This is a genomic window from Micromonospora sonchi (assembly GCF_014646235.1).
Lineage (GTDB): Bacteria > Actinomycetota > Actinomycetes > Mycobacteriales > Micromonosporaceae > Micromonospora > Micromonospora sonchi.
The window spans coordinates 41,516-57,966 of sequence record NZ_BMNB01000037.1; the positions used below are offsets into that span (position 1 = coordinate 41,516).

16 protein-coding genes and 3 pseudogenes are annotated in these 16,451 nt (G+C 69.1%); 10 read left to right on the plus strand and 9 right to left on the minus strand.

Features of this window, described 5'->3' with window-relative positions:
* The first annotated feature begins 77 nt into the window (after nucleotides 1–77).
* Together IEY61_RS27225 and IEY61_RS27230 are read left to right on the plus strand one after the other, a co-directional pair.
* Entirely contained in the window at nucleotides 78–464 is a 387-nt protein-coding gene (locus tag IEY61_RS27225; RefSeq protein ID WP_189049431.1) for a CdiA C-terminal domain-containing protein, read from the plus strand.
* A 13-nt stretch (nucleotides 465–477) separates the two neighbouring features.
* Complete coding sequence (locus tag IEY61_RS27230; RefSeq protein ID WP_189049399.1) at nucleotides 478–930, plus strand: SitI3 family protein; 453 nt, start codon at nucleotides 478–480, stop codon at nucleotides 928–930.
* 14 nt (nucleotides 931–944) lie between these two features.
* Here IEY61_RS27230 and IEY61_RS27235 read toward each other — a convergent pair.
* Nucleotides 945–1,064: pseudogene (locus IEY61_RS27235) on the minus strand (transposase); the annotation flags it as partial.
* Between the two features lie 762 nt (nucleotides 1,065–1,826).
* On the opposite strand from IEY61_RS27235, the gene IEY61_RS27240 reads away from it, so the two are divergent.
* Nucleotides 1,827–2,048: a hypothetical protein gene (locus IEY61_RS27240; RefSeq protein WP_189049401.1), complete on the plus strand. Its 222-nt coding sequence runs from the start codon at nucleotides 1,827–1,829 to the stop codon at nucleotides 2,046–2,048.
* 200 nt (nucleotides 2,049–2,248) lie between these two features.
* Here the strand turns inward: IEY61_RS27240 and IEY61_RS27245 are convergent, their stop codons facing one another.
* Nucleotides 2,249–2,662, minus strand: coding sequence for a YybH family protein (locus IEY61_RS27245; RefSeq protein WP_229706483.1), 414 nt, complete (start codon nucleotides 2,660–2,662; stop codon nucleotides 2,249–2,251).
* Between the two features lie 114 nt (nucleotides 2,663–2,776).
* Here IEY61_RS27245 and IEY61_RS27250 point away from each other — a divergent pair, with 114 nt between their 5' ends.
* Nucleotides 2,777–3,094 carry a winged helix-turn-helix transcriptional regulator gene (locus tag IEY61_RS27250; protein ID WP_189049405.1) on the plus strand — a complete coding sequence of 106 codons (318 nt, stop codon included), beginning with the start codon at nucleotides 2,777–2,779 and terminating at the stop codon, nucleotides 3,092–3,094.
* Between the two features lie 134 nt (nucleotides 3,095–3,228).
* Here the strand turns inward: IEY61_RS27250 and IEY61_RS27255 are convergent, their stop codons facing one another.
* Nucleotides 3,229–3,855 carry a maleylpyruvate isomerase N-terminal domain-containing protein gene (locus tag IEY61_RS27255; RefSeq protein ID WP_189049407.1) on the minus strand — a complete coding sequence of 209 codons (627 nt, stop codon included), beginning with the start codon at nucleotides 3,853–3,855 and terminating at the stop codon, nucleotides 3,229–3,231.
* Between the two features lie 324 nt (nucleotides 3,856–4,179).
* On the opposite strand from IEY61_RS27255, the gene IEY61_RS27260 reads away from it, so the two are divergent.
* The 5 genes and pseudogenes from IEY61_RS27260 (at nucleotide 4,180) to IEY61_RS27280 (ending at nucleotide 9,403) form a co-directional block, all read left to right on the plus strand.
* Nucleotides 4,180–5,004 carry a transglutaminase-like domain-containing protein gene (locus tag IEY61_RS27260; protein ID WP_189049409.1) on the plus strand — a complete coding sequence of 275 codons (825 nt, stop codon included), beginning with the start codon at nucleotides 4,180–4,182 and terminating at the stop codon, nucleotides 5,002–5,004.
* A gap of 231 nt (nucleotides 5,005–5,235) precedes the next feature.
* Nucleotides 5,236–5,349: pseudogene (locus IEY61_RS27265) on the plus strand (VOC family protein); the annotation flags it as partial.
* Between the two features lie 50 nt (nucleotides 5,350–5,399).
* Nucleotides 5,400–6,170, plus strand: coding sequence for a VOC family protein (locus tag IEY61_RS27270; RefSeq protein ID WP_189049410.1), 771 nt, complete (start codon nucleotides 5,400–5,402; stop codon nucleotides 6,168–6,170).
* 1,170 nt (nucleotides 6,171–7,340) lie between these two features.
* On the plus strand, nucleotides 7,341–7,649 hold the full coding sequence (locus tag IEY61_RS27275) for a DUF4260 family protein (RefSeq protein ID WP_229706484.1): 309 nt from the start codon (nucleotides 7,341–7,343) through the stop codon (nucleotides 7,647–7,649).
* A 221-nt stretch (nucleotides 7,650–7,870) separates the two neighbouring features.
* Complete coding sequence (locus tag IEY61_RS27280) at nucleotides 7,871–9,403, plus strand: DUF6345 domain-containing protein (RefSeq protein ID WP_189049414.1); 1,533 nt, start codon at nucleotides 7,871–7,873, stop codon at nucleotides 9,401–9,403.
* A gap of 53 nt (nucleotides 9,404–9,456) precedes the next feature.
* Here the strand turns inward: IEY61_RS27280 and IEY61_RS31565 are convergent, their stop codons facing one another.
* Both IEY61_RS31565 and IEY61_RS31570 read right to left on the minus strand, forming a co-directional pair.
* Nucleotides 9,457–11,091, minus strand: coding sequence for a CHAT domain-containing protein (locus IEY61_RS31565; RefSeq protein ID WP_229706487.1), 1,635 nt, complete (start codon nucleotides 11,089–11,091; stop codon nucleotides 9,457–9,459).
* Nucleotides 11,019–12,170 carry a tetratricopeptide repeat protein gene (locus IEY61_RS31570; RefSeq protein ID WP_229706485.1) on the minus strand — a complete coding sequence of 384 codons (1,152 nt, stop codon included), beginning with the start codon at nucleotides 12,168–12,170 and terminating at the stop codon, nucleotides 11,019–11,021. The genes IEY61_RS31565 and IEY61_RS31570 overlap by 73 nt, the downstream gene beginning before the upstream one ends.
* 154 nt (nucleotides 12,171–12,324) lie before the next feature.
* Here IEY61_RS31570 and IEY61_RS27290 point away from each other — a divergent pair, with 154 nt between their 5' ends.
* Nucleotides 12,325–13,737, plus strand: a complete 1,413-nt coding sequence (locus tag IEY61_RS27290) for a S8 family peptidase (RefSeq protein WP_229706488.1) — start codon at nucleotides 12,325–12,327, stop codon at nucleotides 13,735–13,737.
* 41 nt (nucleotides 13,738–13,778) lie between these two features.
* On the opposite strand, the gene IEY61_RS27295 is transcribed toward IEY61_RS27290, so the two are convergent.
* The 4 genes and pseudogenes from IEY61_RS27295 to IEY61_RS27305 all read right to left on the minus strand — a co-directional run.
* A complete protein-coding gene (locus IEY61_RS27295) occupies nucleotides 13,779–14,303 on the minus strand; it encodes a hypothetical protein (RefSeq protein WP_189049418.1) in 525 nt (174 codons plus the stop codon).
* A gap of 44 nt (nucleotides 14,304–14,347) precedes the next feature.
* Nucleotides 14,348–14,938, minus strand: a complete 591-nt coding sequence (locus tag IEY61_RS27300) for an RNA polymerase sigma factor (RefSeq protein WP_229706486.1) — start codon at nucleotides 14,936–14,938, stop codon at nucleotides 14,348–14,350.
* 517 nt (nucleotides 14,939–15,455) lie between these two features.
* Nucleotides 15,456–15,650 (minus strand): annotated as a pseudogene (locus tag IEY61_RS31575) (IS630 family transposase); the annotation flags it as partial.
* 138 nt (nucleotides 15,651–15,788) lie between these two features.
* Nucleotides 15,789–16,451, minus strand: a 663-nt coding sequence (locus IEY61_RS27305; RefSeq protein WP_189049423.1) for an IS701 family transposase, incomplete at its 5' end; no start/stop codon positions are given.

A 16,451-nucleotide genomic window follows, 5' to 3' on the forward strand; every position in this document is an offset into this window, starting at 1 on the left:
CGGGGACCGAGAATGGCACGCCGACTGGGCCGCGTACCAGGGTCGGAGCCAGGGCGGATGACAGCAGTCGACGAGCTTTGGAGTTGGAGAACGAGTGTGCCGATACCGTTGCCGTGAAGGGGTACCGGGTGCGTCAGAATCCCACGGGGCAGCAGGTCGGCGATGCCCGCGCCCGTACCGGTGACCGTGGTAACCCGGACAAGGATCCGGACTATCTGATCGAGGGGCACGTCTTCGACTGTTACTCGCCGCAGGCCCGGACGTCGGTGCGCAACGTGTGGAGCCAGGTCCGGGAGAAGATCGACGATGAGCAGACGCAGCGGGTGGTGCTGAACTTGAAGGATTGGGAGGGTGACGTGGTGGCTTTGCGGCGGCAGTTCGACCAGTGGCCGATCGGCGGGTTGAAGGAACTGGCGGTGGTCACCCGCGACGGTACGATCCGTCAGATCGTCCGGCGAGACTAAAGGGGGCACCCTGATGGCCGTGGAGTTCCGCCTGGTCCTGGCCGGTGACCCGCCCGTCGCAGAGGTAGCTGCCCTGACCGCTGCCGACCCCCGCGAAGTCCCACGTCCGACGTCGAACCCTGCCCTCTTCTCCGCCCGGCTGTACGATCAGCGCGGCTACGCCATCACCGTCCGCGCCGGAAGCGACGGCTACTGGGATGCCGAAGCCGACGGCGAGGCCCGGTGGGAATGGGAACCCGCGACGTACGTGTCCGTCACCTTCTCCATGCGGGCCGACGACATCGTCGAGAAGGGAATCCCCAACATGGTCGCGGCGGTCAGGAGAGTCCTCGCCAGCCGCACCGAGGACGCGGCGTTGGTGCAGGACGGCAACTACCTGCTCCTGACCCGAGCCGACGGCATCATCCACACTCACCGCCCGGACTGGTGGCACCACTACCACCTCGACGGATCCTTCCCCGGCTGACCCTCACCGCGATCGAGCGGGCAGGACGCAGTGTCAGTGACCGCGTGGACGCTTACCCCGATCTGGCAGTTGGCGACCTTTCCGAACGTGCCGGAGTGCTGCCGGGCAACACCAGGTGAGCCAGTGCCGTCCTTTTCGGGAAGGCGCGGCGGCCGGGGAACAGCCAGCGCGAGTCGCGGTTGGTGGCGGTGCGCATGTTGGCGCGCCCCGAAACATCGCCGGACGGCCCCGTCGGTGTTGCCGTGTCCGGCTCCCTGGCGGCCTGCGGCCGGCATCGGCCGGTACGGCAACACCAGATGGGGCTAGGTGCCGGAGACTCCCCTACCCGGCCCGGGTCCTTCCCGGCTGATTCATCGCCCGTGGGATCCCGCGTCAGGGCCGCGACCCACTCTCGCAACTGTCTCGTGAGACGGGTTTCCTTCACCAGGATCGCGATGCCGAGGCCGATGAGCGCCACCCCGAGGCCGATGAGCGCTGCCCCGGCCAGCAGGGTGACGGCGGTATCGGTGGTGTTGGTGGTAAGAACGGCGATGATCGTCAGGGCGGCTGCGGTCAGAGTGGCGTAGGCGGCCCAGGACGCCGGACCGACGGCGGCCACGATTGCGTCGAGCAGGGCGAGGGCGAGCAGGGGACCGGGCGGTGTAGCGAACCAGGGGCGCGCGGGGCGGCAGCCGGCGCAGCGAGGCAACAGCCGACAGGACCGCGCCGGCCACGGTCGCGCCGGCCACGCCCCGGTAGCCGAAATCGTTGCTCAGGACGTTGACGCCCATGCCGCCGGCCGCACCGAGGAGCGTCACGGACAGCCGTCCGCGCCACTCCAACCGGGTCCGTGGCCCGTCGGGTTCACCGCTGGTGGTCACCCTGACCGCATGACGTGACAGTTCGGCGGTGGCCATGTGGTCCTCGAGTTGTTGCTGCAGCGCATCGTCGTCGAGTTCGTCGTCGAGCAGGTCGGTCAGCGGTCGGTCGCTCTGCTGGATGTCCGTGTAGATTCGGTGTCGTACCGGCTCGGGTGTGTCCTGGCCTTCGACCAGGTCGACGACTTGACCGCTCACGCCGGGAAATTGGATGCCTGCGGGCAGTCGCGATGGGCGCGAGCCGGTCGCGCCTATGCGTGAACGAGAAATCCACGTCCTAGGACGCTCTAGAGGGTGTGCCAGCGACCTCCGGCCTCAGCCGGTTGTCGTGTCGCTGAGTAAGACACGATCGGCGGCATGACAGAGCGTTGGATCGCAGCGTTCTGTTACAGCGCCGAGACGTTGGGATTCCGCTCGACTTGTCGTCGATGAGCCTTCCCACCCGACCGCCGGCGTCGGGCCTACAACCTGGCGGTGCCGAATGGATTGTCGATGACGTACCGCCAGTAGCCATCGGGGCCACGGCGTGCCACGTCGGTAGCGGTGCCTTCTAGGTGCACATGCTGCCCGTCGGTGCCCTGGCCGTCGATCGTCCAGTCGACAATCAGTAGGGCGATATCGTCGGCCACGTAGATGTGCCGTGGACAAATGTCGATCGGCAGGCCCAGATCGAGGAAGCGTTGATTGGCCGCCGCCCTGGCGGCGCCGGTGACAGCTTGGCCCGGCGCGGCGACAAAGACACCGTCTGGTTCGTAGACCTGTTCCACAACAGCGGCATCACCGGTATTGAAGGCTCGAGCGAAGGCCCAGGGGTGCTGGCCGGCGTCGCCGGTCAGGAGGACGCTGTCAGGGTGGATGCTGAAGTCGGAGGTCATGTGGTCAGTCAAACCGAGCCCGCCGCAGGTAACCAAACGGTAAGCAACGGCTGGGATCGTGATCTGGTCCCGGACACCCGCGGCGAGACAAGACATCCCGAGCCAACCTGCCCCGTGGAAGTTGCGCTCGCCGCTGTCGGCGGCCGATGGACGACGCTCCTCCTGCGAGAACTGATGCATGGACCCCGCTCATTCGGCCAATTGCGTGCCGCGCTGCCAGCGCTGAGCGCGAAGGTCTTGAGCGAGAGGCTGACCAGGCTGGCACTGGACGAGCTGATCGAGTGCCGTCGCCAGAAGGGATTCCCGTCGCATACCGTCTACCGGCTCACTGCCGCCGGTCAGACGCTCAAGCCGTTACTGATCGAGCTTTACCGGACCGGCGACGCGCTTCTACGTGAGACCTCAGCGCATTGTGGCCGCAGCGGCACCTGACCAGGGCCGTCGGAACATCGAGCGACATTCTCAATTCGGCACGATCGGACGAAGGGCGTCCGCGATCCTCGTCACGCTGGGTAGCGCCCGGTCGGCGGCAGATGAGGGCGCGCTGTCTCAGCGACGCGAGGGTCTCAGAGGGCGGCGATTGAGGTGGGAGCTCGTTCTTGCCGAGCCAGTGCGCGTATCACGTCCAGGGAACCGTGTCGCCAGACGGCGAGGCTACTCAGCAGATGGATCGTCGTTTCGGCCGCTGCCGCCGGCATCAATGGCGCCGGCAAGCTGAGGCTGACAGCGAGGTCGTCGACGTGCACGACCAGCTCCATGACTCGGGTCAATAGGAAGTCATCGACCCTCAGACCCCAGTCGCCGAGGTTCACGATGCGGTCGAGAGGTTGTGCTGGCACTACGGCCCGCAGCTCGGTCAACGCGGCATCGACGGTGACCGCCAGGTCCGCGGCGGTCGTCGACGCGGCTGCCTGCTCGCTGCGGCGCCGGATGCCGATGTTGTCAGCGCTGTCAATGCCTGAAGTCACCCAGGTGTTGCCAGTGAAATGCTCCAGCACCGAGATCGCCGACTGTCCTGGCGCGGCGCCCAGGAAGGTCACCGTGTGAGTTACCTGGTAGGCAAGATGACGCGCCAGGCCGCCCGTCGAGAAGTCGGCCAACGCGCTGGGCGTGGACCACCGCTCGGCCAGCATCGGTTCGCGCAACAGAGCTGCGGCGGTCTCGGCGGCGTCGAGGAAGGCAGGTCGGATCATCGAGTGCACGCTATGCCCTGCGGGCACCTGTTGTCATGGGTGCTCCTACCTGCGAGGGGCAGTTTGTTCGTGGGCTGGAGTGCCCGCACATCCGCAGGATCGCGCGTCGAGGGCCGCTCCGGTCCATCACTCAACGTGACTCACCATCTGCGGCAGATGCGGGCGTCGTGCGGGCCGGTCGGTAACCGTGACTAGCTCTTCTGATGGCCATGGAACCGGTCCCTGGGCGCCAGGCATGGCGCCGAGTCTCCGCCAAATGTCGCGAGGCGGTCGCGTTGGTCAGGGGGACAGCAGATCTGGGTGGCGGCACCTACGATGCCCGGCATGACGGGGACGATCGATTTCGCGGAGGCAGGTCCACTAACGAGGATTGACACGGTCCATGAGCCTGCGCTGGCGAACCTCCCGCACGAGGCCGTGGAGATCTGCCGCCTTGTTCACGATCTCGTCATCCAGCCGGCCGACGCGAAGGGCCTGAGCTTGCCCGACGAGCGGTTCGCCGAGAACCAGCTCCGTCCCGTCAACGGTTTGATCGGCGCCCTGCTTGCCCTCGACGCGACCCCGCTGACCGTCGCCCGCGAGCCCGCCCGGCGGGCGATTGGCACGTGCCGGCACTTCGCCGTGCTGAGCTGTGCCTTGCTGCGCTACCGCGGGATCGCGGCCCGAGCCCGTTGCGGCTTCGCCACGTATTTCCAACCTGGGCAGGGCGTGGACCACTGGATCACCGAGTACCGGCAGCCGCAGGACGGCCGCTGGGTGCGAATCGACTCCGAAATCCTGGGCGGCTCACTCGTGGCGAAACCGGAAGACCTCGCCGCCGACGAGTTTCTCACCGGTGGTGAGGCGTGGGCGGCCTTCCGGCGGGGGTATATCGATGCGGCGACCTTCGGCGTGTACGGCACCGAGAACTGGGGGCCGGCCGAGATCCGGGGAAACGCAATCAGGGATCTCGCCGCGCTGAACAAGGTCGAGATGCTGCCGTGGGACGAGTGGGGACGCATGGCGGCCTCCTACAAGGGCGACACCGGTCCCGAGTACGACGAACTCATCGACGCGATCGCCGCGGTCTGCGCCGCCGACGATCCCGACGCCATCACGAACCTCTACGCCTCCGAGGACCTCACCGTGCCTACCGCGCTACTGCAGTAACCCCACGGGCGGCTTCCCCCTGGCAACACCACCACGACGCTAATCGTCGGCGCGACCGCTCGTCGAGCGCCCACCGCAGGTCTTTCCCGCTCGATAACGCCCGATCTGCGGCAGATCCGGACGACGGTTCAGCTGACGATTCGCCCGATCAGCCCCGTATGACGCGCGAACGGTGCCACGATGCCGGCAGGGTGTGCCGGCGGTGGCCGCCCCCAGTCGAGAGGGGCCGACGTGAGCACCGTCCCGCCGGGCACGGCCTGCTGGGCCGACCTGGCCACCCCGGATCTCGCCGACGCACGGCGCTTCTACCCGGAGCTGTTCGGCTGGACCGGGCGAATCACGCCCGCCACCATCCCGCCGAGAGTTGCCCGAGCAGAGGAAGCGAAGCCGAAGCCATGACAGATATTCCACCAGGGGCACCCGCCTGGGTCGACCTGGTCACCACCGACCTCCCCGGCGCGGCGCGCTTCTACGCGCCCTTGTTCGGCTGGGCCGTCGCCGAGGCGGACCGGCAACCCGCGGCTGACGGTCACCTCGTATTCCACCAGCAGGGCAAACCGGTGGCCGGTGCCGGGCTGGGAGCCGGCCCGCAACGGCCGCCTGCCTGGATGCCCTACCTGGCGACTGACGACGCCGAGAGGGCCTGCCAGCGGGTGAGCGCCGCCGGCGGCCGGATCCTGACCGAGCCCTCCGACGTCCCCGGCTCCCGGCGGACGGCGCTCTTCGCCGATCCGGCCGGGGCGCCGTTCGGGGTATGGCAGTCGCTCGGCATGCCGGGGGCCGAGGTGTTCGACGTGCCCGGCTCGCTGACCTGGCCCGAGCTGACCACCCGGGAGTGGGACCGGGCGAAGGAGTTCTACGGGTCGGTGTTCGGCTGGACGGCGGACGACCGACCGATGGGCCCAATCACCTACACCACTTGGCAGTTGGATGGCCGCCCGGTCGCCGGGATGATGCCCATGATCGGCGAAGATTGGGGTGACCTCCCGTCGCACTGGATGGTCTACTTCGCGGTGTCAGACACCGACGCCGTCGCCGACGAGGCGCAACGGTTGGACGGGGCGGTGTCCGTGCCGCCGACCGACCTGACGCGGGGCCGGTTCGCGGTGCTCACCGATCCACAGGGAGCGTTCTTCTCAATCCTCGGGGCTACCTCGCCAGCCTGACCAGACGCGGCTCCGGCCACACGCCCACGACGCCGGCCTCACCGGCTGACACCGGAAACCTTCTGGCCCCCGCCCGCACCCGGCGTGGGCAGGCGAGCCGACCCGCTGGCCGGCGAGCCGGCCAACCCCTCACCGCCAGACAGCTCAGGCAGGGCCATCGACCACTTGCTATTGCCCAACTTTCGCACATCGGCATGAGCGCGCACCGCGTCGGGTCGTGAAGGTGCGTCCGGCTGAGGGGGCTCGCGCGTAAAGACGGGTCCCGAGCGCCTGGCTCGGGACCCGTCAGTAGGCTGATCCCGGCTACAACTGGCGCTACCTGGCGGCGATGTGGCCACTCATGCACGCCGCGCGAAAGGACTGGGTCACCAACCCTGCTCGCCCCAGAGCCGCGCACGACAGGGCTGACCATCAGCAGATCTGGCCGCTGGGGCACCCCGTTATTTGGGTATCGGGTTCGGCGAAGCCCAAGCCAAGATCGACGGCGCGTGCATGTTCGGAGCCCGCGTCCAGCTGCCGCCCACGATCACGCTCGGCGATCTCGTACAAGAACTCTCCAGCCTGTACAGCCTTATCGATGACATGGCCAAAGTCGCCCCACCCGAGGCAACGCAGTAAGCGTTCGACGGTGTTGCGCGCCGTTTGTGGGGCTACGGTTCCGCTGTTCGAGGGAGCGTGCCGGGTTCGCAGCGACGGCGACAATCACGGTACGCCCCTCGCACTGGAGACGCCGTGGCGCAGAAGCCTCGATCCGCCCGAGCCCTCAGCTCAACAGCCGCCTGAACACGACAGGATGTCGGCCGTAGAGCCCCCACCGGCACCAACCGTGTCGGCAGGACGCCATCTCGACAGGCAAGTGTGGGCGTCGTCCTGCTGGTGGTGGCCGTGGGCGGGCTGCAGGTCGGCGGGTTGGGCGTGGGCGGCGCCACCAGGTAGACAGTCTCGCGGGTGCGTTTGCCGGCCATGGTGCGGGGGCGGGTGATCCGGACGGCCTGCTGGGCGTGGGGGAAGCCGAGTAGGGGTGGGCTGGCGCTGGTGTGGCCGTATCGGCATCGGTATCCGGGTCGTCCATGGACCCGGTGCGCGTCGGCCGCAGGTTCGGCAGATGATCAGTCCGGTGAGCAGGTACCGGCGTGGTTGGCCGTCCTCGGGTGTGGCGACGGCGTTGACTTGCTGCCGGCGATGCTCGGCGCGGTGGCCGTGACCGCGGCGGCGCTCCGCGACGCGATCGACTGGCTTGGAGTTCTGGCCATTGCCTGGGCTTTTCACATCGCCATCGACCGCGCCCTCGGTTGCGGCCTCAAGATGACCGAGGGGTTCGGACACACTCACCTCGGTCCGATCGGGACGGCTCGGCCTGCCGGTTCGACCTCCGACACCGGGTTATCGGGCGGGCTCGGGGCCTGCGCCGAGGACGGCAACCTGTCGGGTGGACCGTCGGGGCGACGCCCGGGCAGCGGACGGCAGGGGTCGGGCTGAGGGGACCATCAGTCAGTTAGCCGACATGCCAACCGTGTATCCAGTGGCGGCCTCCGTCGTCTTGCTTGTGGCGCGGTTCGCGCGCCCTCGTCGAACGGGAGGTTCCCATGTCACATCAACGTTCTCGCAGCCGGTGGTGGCGGCTCGGCCTTGGCTTGACCGTCGCCGGCACGACCGGAGCCGCAACCCTCGCTGCGTCTGGCGTCCCGGTCGCCGCCGCCGTGACCGCTGAACTGCCGACCTACCAGGTCCGCGCCACAGGCATCAGCGAAGCCCAGGCCGCCGCGCTGGGAAAGGCGTTCGGCATCGAACGCCTTTCCCGCTCCCAGGATGGCAGCGTGCGGTTCGCGGACGAGCAGGGCTTCCTCGACATCCCGTCGATCACGGTCGGCGAGACGGGTAAAGACGAGGATGGCAACCCGACGGTCGGCAGCGTCCTGGACGAGGCGGCGTTGGCTCGCCTGCGTCCGATCGACGCCGACAAGGCGCTGAGCCTGACCCGCGAGGCGCTGACCCGCGCCGGCCTGTACCCCGAGCAGGCCCGGCCCACCGTCGGTCACACCACCCTGGAGATGGTCGACTCCAAGGGAGAGCAGAAGGTCTCGGCGGCGCTGGACACCACCGTGTCGTTCTCGTTCGACCTGAATGGGCTCCCGTACGAGGGTCCAGGCGCAAAGATCAGGGTCGGCTTCGGCCCTGACGGCGCGGTCACCCAACTGTCGTACAGCACGCGCGTCCTGGAGCGGGGCGAGCCAGTGCGGGTCCTCGACCCCGAAGCCGGCCGGGAGCGGTGCGCCAAGGCCCTGCAGGGTGCCGTACGGATCCAGCAGGCCGACTACGCCTACGCGGCACCCGCCCTCGACGCGAAGCTGGAGCGCATCGAGCCGAGCTTCCGCTGCTCGGGGGTCAACGCCGATGGCTCGGCGGCTCAGATCACCTTCGTCCCGGCGGCCGTGGACGCCGAGTTGCCCGAGGTCACTCCGTCACCGGTGCCGCCGCGGCGGTCGGCGGCGGCGCTCGCGGCACCGCGAGTTCAGGCCTACGGCGTCGTCGATGTGGGCAGCGAGGGAACCGGCCCTTGCTCCGGTCTGCCGTGGACCGGCAACAACCTCGCCTCGTTCAACGGCCAGTTCACCTCCCGCGGCATCCCGGTCGAGTTCAGTTGGTTGAATGCCAACGCCTGGGAGCGGGATTTCAAGGACCCGGCGTACGGTGGTGACGACAGCAACTGGACCGACCACGTCGACATGACCTACTGGCAGGGTCACGGGTCGCCCACCGGGTTCAGCTTCGCCGGATGCAGCAGCAAGGACGACACGTTCCTGGCGAACACCGAGGCCCGCTGGGGTAACGGAGATGTCGAGTGGATGAGCCTCTTCACCTGCCTGGTGCTCGCCAAGGAATCCGGCGGGAAGCGGTGGTGGCAGCGCTGGGGTGGCGCCTTCGACGGCCTGCACCAGATCAACAGCTTCCACACCGTGTCGTACCACAGTGCCAGCCACGGCGGAAAGTTCGCCAACTACATGCTGCGTACGCCGTTCCTCTGGTGGAACAAGCCGATGCCGGTGCGTAAGGCATGGGCGCAGGCCTCCATCGACGACCAGCCCGCGTCGGTGGTGTGGTCCACCATGGGTCCGATCGGGCCGGGCGGTCTGGTCAACTTCGACGACTACTTCTGGGGCAAGGGCGGTGTCGGCCCGGACGTGCCCAAGTCGTCATTGACCGGCTGGTGGTACATCTCCGGCACCTCCTGAATCTCTGACCCGCCGGGGGCCGTGGGCAATGCCCGGGCCCCCGGCGCGGTCGCTCAGGCCGCCCCATAGGCGGTCAGACCGCACCAGGTGACGAAATCGACCGGGGAGGCCGGCGGCTCGGCGGCCCGCACGGCCCACAACGCGCAGGCCAGCGATTCGCCGCGCACGATCCGGTCGTGCAGCCGTGGCATCAGCGCCAGCGACGCGCCGTCGGGCAGCGGTACGCCGGACGCGATCACCCCGGCCGCACCGCCCGCCATCAGCGCGCTGACAAACCCCAGCACCTCGTCGCCCTCGTAGTCGCGCTCGACTCCGGAGTCACAGGCGGCCAACACCACCCGGTGTGGGGCGACGGCGCGACTGTGCAATTCGTACACGGTGAGCGGACCGTCGCTGAGTTCGAGCGCCGAGAAGAGCGGGCTGTCCGAGCGCAGGTGGCCGTGGCAGGCCAGATGCGCGAGGTCGGCCTGCCGGAGTGCGGCGACGACGGCCTCCACGGTGCTCTTCGGTGGCAGCAGCGCCGTCGCATGGGGGTGACGGGCTTCGAGGGCCTGAACCTCGGCCACGGCGCCGGTCAGATTGGGCCCGGCCACCAGCGCGACCTGGTGTCCCGGCGGCCGGGACTGGGCCGCCCGCCGGCTGCGCGCCCACATGGTGGCCGAGGGTGCCCCGCAAACCGGTCCCTGGTGCAGCGGGGACCAGGGAACCCGCAGCAGCTTCGCGGGCGGCACCACGACCAGCGGTGCCCCCGGCGGGACCCCGAGTGGGGCAATGAGCAGTTCGGCGAGGGTGTCCAGGGAGGCCCGGGCGGCCGATAGGGCCTGGTCGGTGTAGCAACCGCCGCGGAGCAGCCGCCGCAGGGCGAAGTGCAGCGCGGCAGTCTCCCGTGCCACCACGGACAGTGCGCCGAGCCGGATCCGGCGGGTCCGGCGCGGTCCGACGACGACGGCGACGACCGTGTCGTCCACCGTCGCGAACTCGGCGAGCCAGCCGCCGTCGAGCAGATCACGGAGTTGGCCCGCGGTCACGATCTCGGCCGACCGCGTCGTCTTCCCTTCGCGCCCCCAGGATCGCCGCCGGATCTGCGCCTCCAGCGCGGCCTGGCGGGCCAGCAGGTTTCGCGGTAGTGGGCCATGTTCGCGCCGCGCTGCGCGCAGTTCCTGCTCGACCGTGCGCAGCGCGATCACGAGGTCGTCGATGTCGTCGTGGGCAGCGGGTTCCACGGTCAGCAGGGCAGCCGCTCGGGTGCGTTCCAGCCAGTGCAGAATCCGGCTCGGGGGCGCTGTGCGCAGCAGGTGGCGCAGACCGAGGTCGCCGAGTTCCACGCCGTGCCCAGCGGCCAGCACGCGCAGTTCCACCGACGGCAGCGCCGCCCGGTGGCGGGCGAGGTCGGCCAGTCCGGCCCCGCAGTGCCGCAACACGGCACCTGCGTCGGGCGCTGCCGGGTGGGTGGCTACCCCTTGGCCGTACGCCGATGCCGTGCGGGGTCGAGCGGTCGCGGTGGCATCTGCGCCCTGGGCGGCTTGCGCCGCGGCGTCGGCCAGCAGTGCCAGCGCCAACCGTCCGCGTAACCGCACCAGCAGCGTCTGCCCGCCCGCCAGTGCGCCGGCCGCGCTCAGGTGGCGCCTCGCCCGCCGCCGCTCGTCCGTGGCCAACGCCGCCCGCCCGGCAACCAGATGAGCCTCCACCGCGTTGGCCCGTAGGCCGAGACGATGCAGTGTGGCCGCCGCGTGACCGAGTCGGCGTACCGCCATGGTGGTGAAACCGTCCACGACAGCGCCCGCCTCCACGGCGGTGACGACGGCCCACGCCGCCCAAGCGGTGCGGCGCTGCCGCCGGAAGTCACGCACGGCGCTGATCGCGCGTCTGCGCGGGCCGAGCCAGTATCGCCCAGCGCAAGCGCCAGCCGGGCACAGCGCAGCCGCGCCTCCGCAGCCATCAGCCGGGCACCGTGTCGCTCGAGGTCGGCAGCGGCCAGCCGGGCGACCGCGGCGGCCTCGTCCAGCAGGCGCAGCTCGGCCAGTGCGTCGGTGTAGTCCAGATAGTGTTCGCCGAGCGGCAGCCCGGCTGCGGTGTAGAGCCGGCCAGCCTCCTCGAACCCGCGCAGACTCTCGGTGAACCTGCCGGCATGGAAGCTGGACCAGGCTCGGCTGTTCTCGATGACCGCCGACAACATCGGTCCCAGTTCGCTCGCGAGCGAGGCGGCCCGGTCCAGGTAGGCCAGCGCCGCCTGCGGACGACCGAGCTGGGTCTGCGCGTACGAAAGGTTGTTGGCCGCCTTCACCCAGATCACCGGCGGGCAGGCGGGCTCGGCGAGCACCAGCCGGTACTGACGGGCGGCCGCGAGCACCCGACCGGCGTTGTGGTCCAGGATGGCAAGCTGCATGAGCAGTTCAGGACGCTGGTGCGAAGACACCAGGTTCGCTGCTCGCCGCAGGTCCCGCGTCGCCGCGGGATACCGGCCGAGTTCCTGCAGCGCCACCGAGCGGGTGAGGAGCACCTCCCCGAGCCGGCGGTGCAGGCCATTGCGGGTGGCCAGCCGGGCCGCCTGATCCAGCAGGCTCTTGGCCGTTTCGTTGTCCAGTATCGCGTGGCGGGTCCAGGCCAGCGCACGCAGACCCGCGATCAGTGCCTCGTCGTTTCCTGTCCGGCGGGCCAGTTCGACGATTTCCCCCGCCGCAGCGGTGTATCTCGCGGGGTCGAGGACGACTCTGGAGTACGCGGCATCCGCCTCCGCCACGAGATCCGTGCCAGGATCAGCCGTCATCGTGGGACCGCTCGCCGCCATACGTCAATGGCTGCAGTCTATCCACACTCAGCGTCAGGTTATTGCTGGTGGTACCAGCGAGCCGTGGCCGACTCTGGCTGCCGTCACGGCAGCGAGAATCACCACGATCTCCGATAGGAGCGTCACTGTGAACATGAAGACCAGGTCCTCTTCGGCGCCGGCCCCGGACGAGTTCCCGGAGCACCGGTCCAGGGAACAGCTGAAGATCGATGGCGCCCACGTACGCCGCCAACTGCAGGTGTTGACCGCCGACGCGAGACAGGGGCGAGCCAGCAAGATCATCGACCAGATGCAGGAACGGCAGGACAGGGCGCCGGAGCGGTTCGCCCTGCCGTTCGACCGGTACCCGGTGACCGACCTGGCCGGGCGACCGACCTACGTCCTCGTCGCGCGAGGTCAGTTGGTGGTCGAGATGGATTCGGCCGGACCGGGAATCGACCCGCAGCAGGTGCTGAGCAAGTTGGGCTACCGGCCGTGGAAGCGGGCCGTGCCGTCGCCGGAGCGGCGTACGGGGGTATATGAAGGCCGCAAGCGCCCGCAGGAGTTGGCCGGTGACGTCCAGAAGCTGGCCGAGCTGGGCATCACCGCCGCGCCGCATTTGGTCGTACCGCTCGGGCACATCATCAAGGGCGACGACTATCCGTTCGCCACCGCCGCCCTCGGCGACTTTCCGCCGGACGCCGCCGAGGGCAAGCTGGGCGTCCCGGCGGTGCGCGTGGCGGTCATCGACACGGGCATCACCCCGGAGGATCGGACCGACAGCTGGCTGGACGCCATCGTCCGGCGGGCGGACAACACCGAATTCCTCGACGTACTGCCGGTCACCGACGGCCGCGAGGGGGACGGCCGGCTCGACTGGTCGGCCGGGCACGGGAGCTTCGCCGCCGGCATTGTGCAGCGGGTGGCGCCCCGGTGTGAGGTGACGGCATATCGGTTCACCCGCAGCGACGGGCTGGGCACCGACAAGGAGGCCGCCGAGGCGATGCTGCGCGCCGTGGACGAGGCAGCCGCCGACGGCGTACGGCTGATCATCAACGCCTCGATCGGCACTCCCGCCGTCGACGGTGTGCCACCGCTGGCCCTACAGAGCGCGGTGCGGATGATCGCGGATCGGTTCCCAGAGGTCCTGATCGTGGCGAGCGCCGGAAACAACGGCAGCGAGGATCCGATGTATCCGGCGGCCTTCGACGGCGTGGTCGCGGTCGGTGCGCTGGCCTCGGACCTGCTACCGGCCCCGTTCTCCAGCCACGGCGACTGGGTCGACTGCTCCTGCGTCGGCCTCGGTGTGGTCGCCACGTTCGTGGCCGGCACGCTGCCGCCGGTGCCGGACCCGGCGGTAACCGACTACTCGTTTCCGGAGAGCTCCTGGGCGGTCTGGAGCGGCACATCATTTTCCGCCCCGCAGATCAGCGGCATGGTCGCCAGGGCCTGTGTGGACGATCCCGGCCTGGCTCCCCGTGACGCGCTGGACGCCCTGCTGGCAGGGCGGGGCACAATCCCCGGTTACGGGCGGGTGCTGCGGGTACTGCCTGGTACGCCGGTCTGAGGATTCACAGGTGCCGGCCGGCGTGACGCCGGCCGGCACAGTCAGTCCAGTCTGACCCAGGCTGTGGTGATCGCGTTCCGTCCCGGGCGATACCAGGTCAGACGCATCAGCCCGACCCCGACCACCTCCACTACGAATCGTCCTTGGTCATCGGCGTCCACCTGACGGACGGCGTCGCCCTCGGGCTGCCGTACCTCGATCCTGGCCGGTCCCGGCGGTTGCAGTTGGCCGAGCAGCCGACGGTACCGGCCGGAGCGGCTGACCTCCACCTCGACCGCCTGCGGCTCACCGGTTTCGGTCGGGCCCTCGAACTCGAAGGTGAGCAGCCGTGGGACGGTTCCCCCCTCGCCGGCGCGTACCGCTGTCCCGACCGCGTCCGCCGCCGAGTCGGCCACGAGCGCCGCCAACTCGGTGTCAACCTGGCGCAGACCGAAGCTCTGCTTGGCCAGCTCCACCGCCACGGCCGGCGGTGCGTCTTCCGCCCGGATCAGATCGCCAAGGGAAGCCAGCAGCCGATCGTCCGCGCCCGGAGCTGGCGTCTCCGGCCCCGCGTGCTCGTCGTCCACGATTCCTCCCTCAGTCCTCGGGTCGTCGTCAACCGCTTCTGCTCCTACGAGTCGCGTAACACGTCACTGATACCCCCGGCGTCAAGTAGGCCGCGTAGTCTTGCCAGGCAGCGCCCCCGGATCGGGCCGAGACTGCCCACCGGCATGTCCAGTGCCGCGGCGACCAACTTGTAGGAGACCCGGTCGCCGTCCGGTTCGATCAGCAGGAGCCGCAGGATCTTCTGGCAGCGGACGTCAAGCCGGCCAAACTCGCGCCAGAGCCGTGCGTTCCGGTCCGCGATCAGCGCCGGCTGATCGGCCGACGAGGACGATCCGCTGAAAAGGTCCAGCAACCGATCGTCATCCGTGGGCCAAACACGCTTGTTGCGTCGGAGGAGACTCAGGCACTCCCGGCGACAGGTGGTGCCGAGCCAGCCGGGCAGGCGGGCGGGGTCGTGAATGGTGTCGATGTGCTCCAGTAGTCGCAGCCAGGTGAGTTGAAACGCGTCAGAGGCGTCGGCTGAACTCAGACCGTAGTGCCGGCAGATGGACCAGAGCAGCGGGCTGAACCGGTCCACGAGGTCGTTCCAGGCGACCTGGTCACCGGAGGCGGCGAGCCGCAGTTGGTGCGCGACGTCATCCTGCACAGCGGGCACCGGTTGAGGCGAACCCGCTGCGACATGCCTCTCTCTCATGCGAAGCCTTCCGACGTGCCGGCCCGCAGCTGTAGGTGGGCGGGCCGGACTCCGGCCGCGCACACGTCGAGGTGAGAGCTGAGCAGACCAGCGGATCCTATCGGAATGCAGTGAATGCGAGGAGTGCGAACTGCTGCCTCAGCGGGTCGGCGCGTAGCTCGGGACTGCCCGAACCGAGCCCGGACAGGGTCCTGACCCAGGCCACGACAGGTCGCCAGGAATTGTTGCGGTGCCGTCGAGACAGCGGCGATACGTTCCGCCGGGGCGTATCCGGTCGCCGTGGATTTCGCATTCCGCCGACCCTGCGGGGTGACCGCCGACCTCTGCGATGCGCAAAACGGCAGCAAACGGGGCCACTTCTGGGAGCGGCACCGTGTCACGCACGACAACCTCGGCCGCTGTGACAGCAGCACCTCCGGAACCCACAATCCGCTGCTGTAGAGCTCGGGCTAGTGTCCTGCGCCAGAAATTCGCCTACAAATCGGGCGAGTGAGTCGAGGATCTCTTCGGCGGTCTTGGTCCAGACGAACGGGCGTGGGTTGCTGTTCCAGTCCGCGATCCACGACCGGATGTCGGCTTCGAGGGACTGGACGCTCTTGTGGGCGCCGCGGCGGATCCTCTGTTCAGTGAGGTGGCCGAACCAGCGTTCGACCTGGTTGAGCCAGGAGGGGGATCTCAAACGGCGGGTACTCCAGCCGCACCTGATGAAGTTGGAGTCTTCGCTGGTAGTGGGCTGTTCTGGCGCGGTATTGGTGTCGGCGTCGCCATCGTGACCATCGATGTGTGTGGTCGAAGGGTTGGGTGGTGGTGATCAGGTGTGCCAGGAGACGGCGGACCTCGCCGAGGGTGAGCGGTATGAGGCCGTCATCGGATTCGGTGCCCCCTTTTTCGCTTGTGCGGCGGTGACGGCGAGGTAGGCGTGGGTGCACAGAACGAGGGTTATGTGGCGGTACCAGGCGTCGTACCGACGTACCTGGTAGTGGTCCAGGCCGACCTCGGTTTTGACGGTCTGGAAGCACTCCTCGACCGCCCAACGGGTCCCAGCGATGCGAATTAGATCCTCGTCGAGGGTCTCGGCCGGACCGAAGCACAGGTAGTAGGCCAGGTCCGTGGGGTCGGTGATGCTGCGGCGGATCAACAGCCAGTGGCCGGAGCCGTCGGTGCTGGGTAGGGAGGCCACGGCCCAGTCGTAGAGTCGTGGTCCTTTGGCGCCGTCGCCGCAGCTGCGGCGCTTCCATGCCAGGGCCGGTGCGGCGGCGGCGAGGACGTCCGGGCGGGAGTTGCCGGCTGTGGTCGGGACCCGCTGGTTGCGGGGCACGGCCAGGGCGTAGCCGATGCGCTGCTGCTGCAACCACGTCCGGAATTTCGAGTCCTGCCCGTATGCCTCGTCCGCGGTGACCCACTTCGCTGGCAGGCCGGCGGCGATGGCACGTTGAATCATCCGCAGGCCCAGCGTGGGCTTTGTTCCGCAGGC